The organism is Microvirga sp. P4_G7 (genome assembly GCF_056401005.1).
The window spans coordinates 1-6953 of record NZ_JBFUKD010000152.1; the positions used below are offsets into that span (position 1 = coordinate 1).

A 6953-nucleotide genomic window follows, 5' to 3' on the forward strand; every position below is an offset into this window, starting at 1 on the left:
GAATACTGTCTTGTTGGAGATCTAGCTTGGCCGCTGCAGTCTTTTACTGAACGGCCGCGGTCTTGGGAAGCGTCACCCGCCRGTGAGGCTCATATGTCGCGCGACGGCCGGACGGTTGTGGCGGCGGTCGATGATGAAGTCGTGCCCCTTCGGCTTGCGCGCGATCGCATCCGCGATGGCATCTTCGAGGTCCTGCAGCGAACCGTCACGAAGCGGCGTCCTGAGATCCGCCGCGTCCTCTTGGCCGAGACACATGAACAGCTGCCCGGTGCAGGTCAGGCGGACTCGATTGCAGCTCTCGCAGAAATTGTGGCTCAAGGGCGTAATAAACCCAAGCTTGCCGCCCGTCTCCTTGACGCTCACGTAGCGGGCCGGACCGCCGCTGCGTTCGGGAAGATCCTCGAGCGCATAGCGCTCACGCAGACGCGCACGTACCGCAGACAGCGGCAGGAATTGGTCGACGCGTTGGGTCTCGATCTCGCCCAGGGGCATGACCTCGATGAGCGTGAGGTCCATGCCACGCCCGTGCGCCCATTCCATCAGGCTTTCGATCTCATGCTCGTTCACGTCCTTGAGCGCGACGGCGTTGATCTTGACCCGGAGCCCCGCCGCCTGCGCCGCGTCGAGGCCCTCCATCACCTTCGCGATGTCGCCCCATCGTGTGATCCGGCGAAACTTGGCCGGGTCGAGCGTATCGAGCGAAACATTGATCCGCTTGACGCCGTGGGCGGCGAGTTCGGCGGCGTGGCGCGCGAGCTGGGAGCCGTTGGTCGTTACGGTCAACTCGTCGAGTGCGCCGGATGCGAGATGTCGAGAGAGGGCTTGGAACAGACTCATGATGTTCCGGCGTACCAGCGGCTCTCCGCCGGTGATGCGCAGCTTGCGGACCCCCCGTGCGACAAAGACGGTGCACAACTGGTCGAGCTCTTCGAGAGTGAGGAGATCGCGCTTCGGCAGGAAGGACATGTCCTCGGACATGCAATAGACACAGCGAAAATCACACCGGTCCGTCACTGAGACGCGAAGATAGGTGATGGCACGCCCGAACGGGTCGACGAGAGGAGCGTTCAGCTCTGCCGATGGCGCGGAGATGTCCCACATCGCGGTCGAAATCGCTCCTGATCAAGTCGCCACCGTGAGGTTGGTGACTTTGGTGACTTGGGGCTTGGGTGACTTGGGGCTTGCCCTTAGCTTAGATGTCGGACAGGACCGCAGGAAGATCAAGCACCTGAAGAAGGTTGAACGATGACATCCGACCGTTGGCCGAGCGAATTGCGCCTGAGCAAGGACAAGCGGACGCTCCATGTTGCCTTCGACAGCGGCGAAACCTTTGAGCTCCCGGCCGAGCTCCTGCGGATCGCGAGTCCGTCTGCGGAGGTTCAGGGGCATAGCCCTTCGGAGCGCAAAACGGTGCCGGGCAAGCGGAATGTCGAGATCATCAAGATCGAGCCGATCGGCAATTACGCGGTCAAGCTCACTTTCGACGATCTTCACGATACGGGAATCTACGGCTGGGGCTACCTCTACGAACTCGGGGAGGCTAAAGCGGAGAAGTGGGAAGCCTATCTCGCCGAACTCGCTGCGAAGGGGCTCTCGCGGGATCCAGTCAGGCGCATGTAGACGCCGCCAAACGAAAAAGGCCGGCGAAACGCCGGCCTTGAATGCATTTCTTGCAGTGCGCTCAACGCAGGACGACGACTCGGGCGCCGACTTTGGCGCGGCCATAGAGATCGATCACATCTTCGTTCGTCATCCGGATGCATCCGGATGAAACGGCTTGACCGATCGTCTCCGGCTCGTTGGAGCCGTGGATGCGATAGATCGTGCTGCCGATATAGAGCGCGCGGGCGCCGAGCGGGTTGTCCGGTCCGCCACGCATGTAGCGAGGCAGGTCGGGGCGGCGCTTCAGCATCTGCGACGGCGGACGCCAATCCGGCCACTCGCGCTTCATGGTGACGCTGTGCGCTCCACCCCAGGTGAACCCCGGTCGTCCGACGCCGACTCCATAGCGAACGGCCTGGCCGTTGCCGATGACGTAGTAGAGCCGGCGATCCGACGTGGAGACGACGATGGTGCCGGGCGCATAGCGACCGTCGAACGAGACGACTTCCCGAGGAATCGGCGAAGCCTGCGCCTGGAACGACTGATCGTTGCCGTAAAGCGGCTGGCGCGTCAGCGGATCGATTTCTGTGAAAGCGGCAGCCGGCGTCGCAAAAGCGACGGCGGCGCACGCAAGCCCGTACAGGGCGGCGCGAATGCGTCCCATAATTGCCTCGAAAACTTCTCGTTTTGATCGCGTTTGGTCTTAATTAAACGCAATAGCCCCGTTTGAGATCCGTTCCATAGCAGAGGATTCAGCCGAATTCATAGGGCTGCCTGCCATCATTTGGCCGCGTCGTTAATCAGGTCTTATGCGGGAGCCGCCACATTTCCGGCCGAGCCTCATAACGAGCAATAATGTCGGTCGCTGAAAGGATCGGCTTGACGTATGGGGTTTCAGGCCCTTAGAAGGCCCTCACCGGGCGCGTAGCTCAGCGGGAGAGYATTCGCTTCACACGCGAAGGGTCACAGGTTCAATCCCTGTCGCGCCCACCATTTTCCGGTTCATGTCTGTCTTCACAATCGCGTGTTCCCCTTGGCGGGGCAACGCTTGGCGTTGCGCGCTTTCAGGCCGCCATCTTCTTCAGGAGGTTCGTCGTTGCGGCGAACAGATCGTCGAAGTGGTCGATGACCAGTTCCGGGTTCAAACGGCGCACGGGCACATCGGTGTAGCCGAACGGCACGGCGATGACCGGGATCTTTGCTGCTTGAGCGGTCACGATATCGGTCTTGGAATCGCCGATCATGACGGCCCTGCGCGGATCGCCTCCGGCGCGTTCGATCGTCAGCGTCAGATGACGGGGATCCGGCTTGAAGAACGGAAAGGTGTCGCGCCCGCAATTGGCGGCAAACCGGCTTGCGACTCCCAGCGCCTCGAGCAGCTTCACCGAGTGGACTTCAACCTTGTTGGTGCAGACCGCCAGCAGGAAACCCGCCTCGGCCAGATCCGCGAGAGCCCGCTCGACTCCTGGGAACAGGGTCGTATGAACGCGGATATTCTCGCCGTAATGGACCATGAATTGCYGAAACAGTTCTTCCAACCGATCCGGAGAAAGATCCCGTCCCGCGGTCGCGAAGCCGCGCTCGATGAGGGCACGCGCGCCTGAACCGATCAGATCCCGTGCTTTCCGCAGCGGAAGAGGCGCCAGGCCCTCATGTTCGAGGATGACGTTCAGGGTCCCGATCAGATCGCCTGCGGTGTCGGCGAGCGTTCCATCGAGATCGAAGACGGCAATCGGGCGAAGGTGTTGGGCCATGAGTCCTGGCTAGCTTTTAGGGGCAGGGGAATCAAGCGCGGCGATGATATGCTGCCGGTCTGATTCGATTTGCCTAGAGGGAGACGAGAATGCGGCGGACCAGTCTTTGCGTCCATGTTGCAGCATCATTGGTTGCCGGAATGTTAGCGACTTCCGTTTCTGCAGCTCCATATGATTTTGTTCCGGCTCCGCAGAACGACCTGAACCGCGTCTACCGGATCGAGCGCATCACCGGTGAGGTCAGTTCGTGCCAGTACGGTCTCCAGGAGGGCACGATCGGCGTCACGCTCTGCTTTGGTCCCGGGGAGGGCGCCGGCGCGCAGGTTCCTGGGGAATACGGTCTCGTCGCCTCGCGTCACGACCGGGAGGGCGGCGTCTTTCGGGTCAATTTCCGCACCGGCGACATGAGTGTCTGTTACGTGTTCGACGAAAAGGTCGTCTGCACCCCACAAACCAGCCCGTCCGCTGCGGCCCCTGGCGCACCGACCGCGTCGACCCCGAGCGTGAGGCCGGGATCCGGCGCATCCCCGCAAAAACCTTAGCCCTGCAACAATCGCATTCCCTTACCGGCCGAGTACGGTTATGTAGTTGCGCTTTCGGGGGGTATCGAGCGTGATCGGTGCCTTCGGCTTGCGGAGTCGCGGAAAAACGATATGCAGCGGCAGGATCTGTACGTGCGATGGCTGAAGCGGGTCCGTCCCGCAGGTTCGGCTATGGCTCGCCGGCATATCGTCCTTGTTCCCCTAACGTCCTTGTTCCATGGAGCGACCAGTGAGCGATGAATTGAAGCGCGCCGCGGCGCGGCGGGCGGCGGCTCTCGTCACCGACGGCATGAGGCTCGGTCTGGGGACCGGTTCGACCGCAGCGCATTTCGTGACGGCGATCGCCGAGCGTGTCCGCGACGGTCTGCGGGTCGTCGGCGTTCCGACATCCGAGGCGACGCGGGCGCAGGCGGAGCGTGAAGGCGTTCCGCTGACGACCCTCGACGAAACACCCCAACTCGACCTGACGATCGACGGCGCCGACGAGCTCGACGATCAGCTCCGCTTGATCAAGGGTGGCGGGGGCGCCCTGTTGCGCGAAAAGATCGTCGCAGCCGCGAGCCGGCGCATGATCGTGATTGCCGACGGGACGAAGCGCGTGCAGCAGCTCGGCCGTTTTCCGCTGCCGATCGAAGTGGTGTCGTTTGGGCTGAAGACGACCGAAATCGCAATTGCCCGGCTTCTGCGGGAGCAGCGATTGTCCGACACGCTGCGTCTCAGGCGCACTGCGACAGGCGATGTCTTTGTCACCGATGGCGGGCACTATATTCTCGACGCACCTCTCGAACGTATCGGCGATGCCGAGCGGCTCGCGTCCTCGCTCAACACCGTTCCCGGCGTTGTCGAACACGGTCTTTTCATCGGCCTTGCCACCGGCGCGATCCTTGCGACGGACGGCGGGCTTGTCGAACTCGGTCAGGTCTGACCATAAGCCTCTATGATTGGAGCCTCCTCAATGATCCGTTCTTCTCGTCTGGCCGCGGTGTCCGTGGCGCTCTTCCTGTTTGCAGGTCCGGTGCTGGCGCAGCAGGCCCCGCAGCCGACCGCGAGCCATCTGGCGCTCGCCCGTGAGGTCGCGATCACGTCCGGCATGACCCGTTCCATCGACGCGATGTCCGAGCCGCTGATCGGTCAATTGCAGCAGATGAACGTGACCCGCCCGGAGATCAAAAAAGACCTCGACCAGGTCGTCGAAATTCTGAAGCCGGAAGTCGAGCTGCAGAAGCAGAAGATGATCGACACCGCCGCGAAGATTTTCGCCGCGCAGCTGACCGAGCCGGAACTGAAGGAAATCGCGGCCTTCTACAAGTCGGCAGCCGGAATCAAGTACGTTCAGATCCAGCCAGCGTTGCTCGACGATGTCGTCAGGGAGCTCGCGACCTGGACCCAGAACATCGCCGAGTACGTCATGATCCGTGCCCGCGCGGAAATGTCGAAGCGCGGTCATCAGTTGAACTAAGTGGCAACGGCACGAAACGAAAAAGGCCCGGCATTGCCGGGCCTTTCTTTTGCGCAGTGCTGTCTCAGCGAAAGCTAGTCTTCCGCGGCCTTGAACTTGTTCATTCCCTTGAGAACGAAGGGGAGGACGAGGGCGATCAAGGCGACCRTCAACAGGGTCGCCGAAATCGGGCTCTGCAGCAGCACCATCGGATCCCCGAGGCTGATCGACAATGCGCGTCGGAGCTGGCTTTCGGCAATCGGCCCCAGGATGAGACCGACGACGACCGGCGCAATGGGGTAGTCGAACCGCCGCATCAAGAAGCCGAGAACGCCGAAGACCCCGAGCATGGTKAGCTCCACCACTGAGGGCTTGGCTGCAATCGTGCCCATGGTCGCGAACACCAGAATGCCCGCATAGAGCCAGGGCTGCGGAATGGCGAGCAACTTCACCCAGAGACCGACGAGCGGAAGATTGAGAACCAGCAGCATCGTGTTGGCGATGAACAGGCTCGCGATCAGGCCCCAGACCAGTTCGGGCCGCTCGGCAAACAGGAGCGGACCGGGATTGAGGCCGTATTGCTGGAAGCCGGCGAGCATCATCGCCGCTGTCGCCGAGGTGGGTAGACCGAGCGCCAGCAGCGGAACGAGCGTTCCGGCGGCGGACGCGTTGTTGGCGGCTTCGGGGCCCGCAACGCCTTCGATGGCACCGCGCCCGAATTCCTCCGGATGCTTGGACAGCCTCTTCTCCGTCGAATAGGACAGGAAGGTCGGGATTTCGGCGCCACCGGCCGGCAAGGCTCCGATCGGAAATCCGAAGGCCGTGCCGCGAAGCCAGGGCTTCCACGATCGCTTCCAGTCTTCCTTGGTCATCCAGAGCGAGCCTCTGACGGGTTCGAGGACTTCCTCCTGGATATGACGCCGCGAGGCGACATAAAGCGCTTCGCCCACGGCGAACAGGCCGACGGCGAGCGTGGTGACTTCGACGCCATCCAGCAATTCGGGAACGCCGAAGGTGAGCCGCGCCTGTCCCGTCAGCTTGTCGATGCCGACAAGACCGAGGGCCAAGCCGATGAAGAGACTCGTCAGGCCGCGAACGGGCGAGTCGCCGAACGTCGCGGACACGGTGACGAAAGCGACGCACATGAGGGCGAAGTAATCCTCCGGACCGAATTGAACCGCGAGCTCCACGAGAGTCGGCGCCAGAAACGCAAGGCCCAGCGTCGCGATCGTGCCGGCGACGAACGAACCGATGGCGGCGGTGGCGAGCGCTGGCCCGCCGCGTCCGGCCTTCGCCATCTTGTTGCCTTCGAGCGCCGTCGCCATCGAGGCGCTTTCGCCGGGGGTGTTGATCAGGATCGCGGTGGTCGATCCGCCATACATGCCGCCATAATAGATACCGGCGAACATGATGATGGAGCCGCCTGGATCGAGCTTGAACGTGATCGGCAGAAGGAGCGCGACGGTGAGGGCCGGGCCGATGCCGGGCAGCACGCCGACTGCGGTCCCGAGCAGAACGCCGATGAGTGCGAAGAGCAGGTTCATCGGCTGGACGGCGACGGTCAGTCCGTGCGCGAGGGCGATAAAGGCGTCCATTTCAAACCCTCAGATCAAACGC

The 6953-nt window shown here is 62.5% G+C and carries 8 protein-coding genes and 1 tRNA gene; 5 read left to right on the forward strand and 4 right to left on the reverse strand.

Features of this window, described 5'->3' with window-relative positions; translation table 11 throughout:
* Positions 1-72: 72 nt before the first annotated feature.
* Positions 73-1101, reverse strand: a complete 1029-nt coding sequence (moaA, locus tag AC1DT3_RS09055) for a GTP 3',8-cyclase MoaA (protein WP_477464925.1) — start codon at positions 1099-1101, stop codon at positions 73-75.
* A 144-nt stretch (positions 1102-1245) separates the two neighbouring features.
* On the opposite strand from moaA, the gene AC1DT3_RS09060 reads away from it, so the two are divergent.
* A complete protein-coding gene (locus tag AC1DT3_RS09060; RefSeq protein ID WP_477464926.1) occupies positions 1246-1620 on the forward strand; it encodes a gamma-butyrobetaine hydroxylase family protein in 375 nt (124 codons plus the stop codon).
* A gap of 61 nt (positions 1621-1681) precedes the next feature.
* Here AC1DT3_RS09060 and AC1DT3_RS09065 read toward each other — a convergent pair whose 3' ends face one another.
* Positions 1682-2266 carry a L,D-transpeptidase gene (locus AC1DT3_RS09065; protein WP_477464927.1) on the reverse strand — a complete coding sequence of 195 codons (585 nt, stop codon included), beginning with the start codon at positions 2264-2266 and terminating at the stop codon, positions 1682-1684.
* Positions 2267-2520: 254 nt separating this feature from the next.
* Here AC1DT3_RS09065 and AC1DT3_RS09070 point away from each other — a divergent pair.
* Positions 2521-2595, forward strand: a tRNA-Val gene (locus tag AC1DT3_RS09070).
* A gap of 71 nt (positions 2596-2666) precedes the next feature.
* On the opposite strand, the gene AC1DT3_RS09075 is transcribed toward AC1DT3_RS09070, so the two are convergent.
* Positions 2667-3356 (reverse strand): HAD family hydrolase, encoded by a 690-nt coding sequence (locus AC1DT3_RS09075; protein WP_477464928.1) that lies wholly within the window; start codon positions 3354-3356, stop codon positions 2667-2669.
* Between the two features lie 140 nt (positions 3357-3496).
* On the opposite strand from AC1DT3_RS09075, the gene AC1DT3_RS09080 reads away from it, so the two are divergent.
* The 3 genes from AC1DT3_RS09080 (at position 3497) to AC1DT3_RS09090 (ending at position 5357) form a co-directional block, all read left to right on the forward strand.
* Positions 3497-3898, forward strand: a complete 402-nt coding sequence (locus tag AC1DT3_RS09080) for a hypothetical protein (RefSeq protein WP_477464929.1) — start codon at positions 3497-3499, stop codon at positions 3896-3898.
* 217 nt (positions 3899-4115) lie between these two features.
* The gene (gene rpiA, locus AC1DT3_RS09085; protein WP_477464930.1) at positions 4116-4823 is read left to right on the forward strand and encodes a ribose-5-phosphate isomerase RpiA; all 708 of its coding nucleotides are present in this window, start codon (positions 4116-4118) and stop codon (positions 4821-4823) included.
* 30 nt (positions 4824-4853) lie between these two features.
* Positions 4854-5357, forward strand: a complete 504-nt coding sequence (locus AC1DT3_RS09090) for a DUF2059 domain-containing protein (protein WP_477464931.1) — start codon at positions 4854-4856, stop codon at positions 5355-5357.
* A gap of 74 nt (positions 5358-5431) precedes the next feature.
* Here the strand turns inward: AC1DT3_RS09090 and AC1DT3_RS09095 are convergent, their stop codons facing one another.
* Positions 5432-6931 (reverse strand): tripartite tricarboxylate transporter permease, encoded by a 1500-nt coding sequence (locus tag AC1DT3_RS09095; RefSeq protein ID WP_477464932.1) that lies wholly within the window; start codon positions 6929-6931, stop codon positions 5432-5434.
* Between the last annotated feature and the right edge of the window lie 22 nt (positions 6932-6953).

Coding starts and splice junctions, on each gene's coding strand:
- AC1DT3_RS09080 (WP_477464929.1), top strand. CDS start 3,497: ATGTTAGCGACTTCCGTTTCTGCAGCTCCATATGATTTTGTTCCGGCT.
- AC1DT3_RS09065 (WP_477464927.1), bottom strand. CDS start 2,266: ATGGGACGCATTCGCGCCGCCCTGTACGGGCTTGCGTGCGCCGCCGTC.
- rpiA (WP_477464930.1), top strand. CDS start 4,116: ATGGAGCGACCAGTGAGCGATGAATTGAAGCGCGCCGCGGCGCGGCGG.
- AC1DT3_RS09090 (WP_477464931.1), top strand. CDS start 4,854: ATGATCCGTTCTTCTCGTCTGGCCGCGGTGTCCGTGGCGCTCTTCCTG.
- AC1DT3_RS09060 (WP_477464926.1), top strand. CDS start 1,246: ATGACATCCGACCGTTGGCCGAGCGAATTGCGCCTGAGCAAGGACAAG.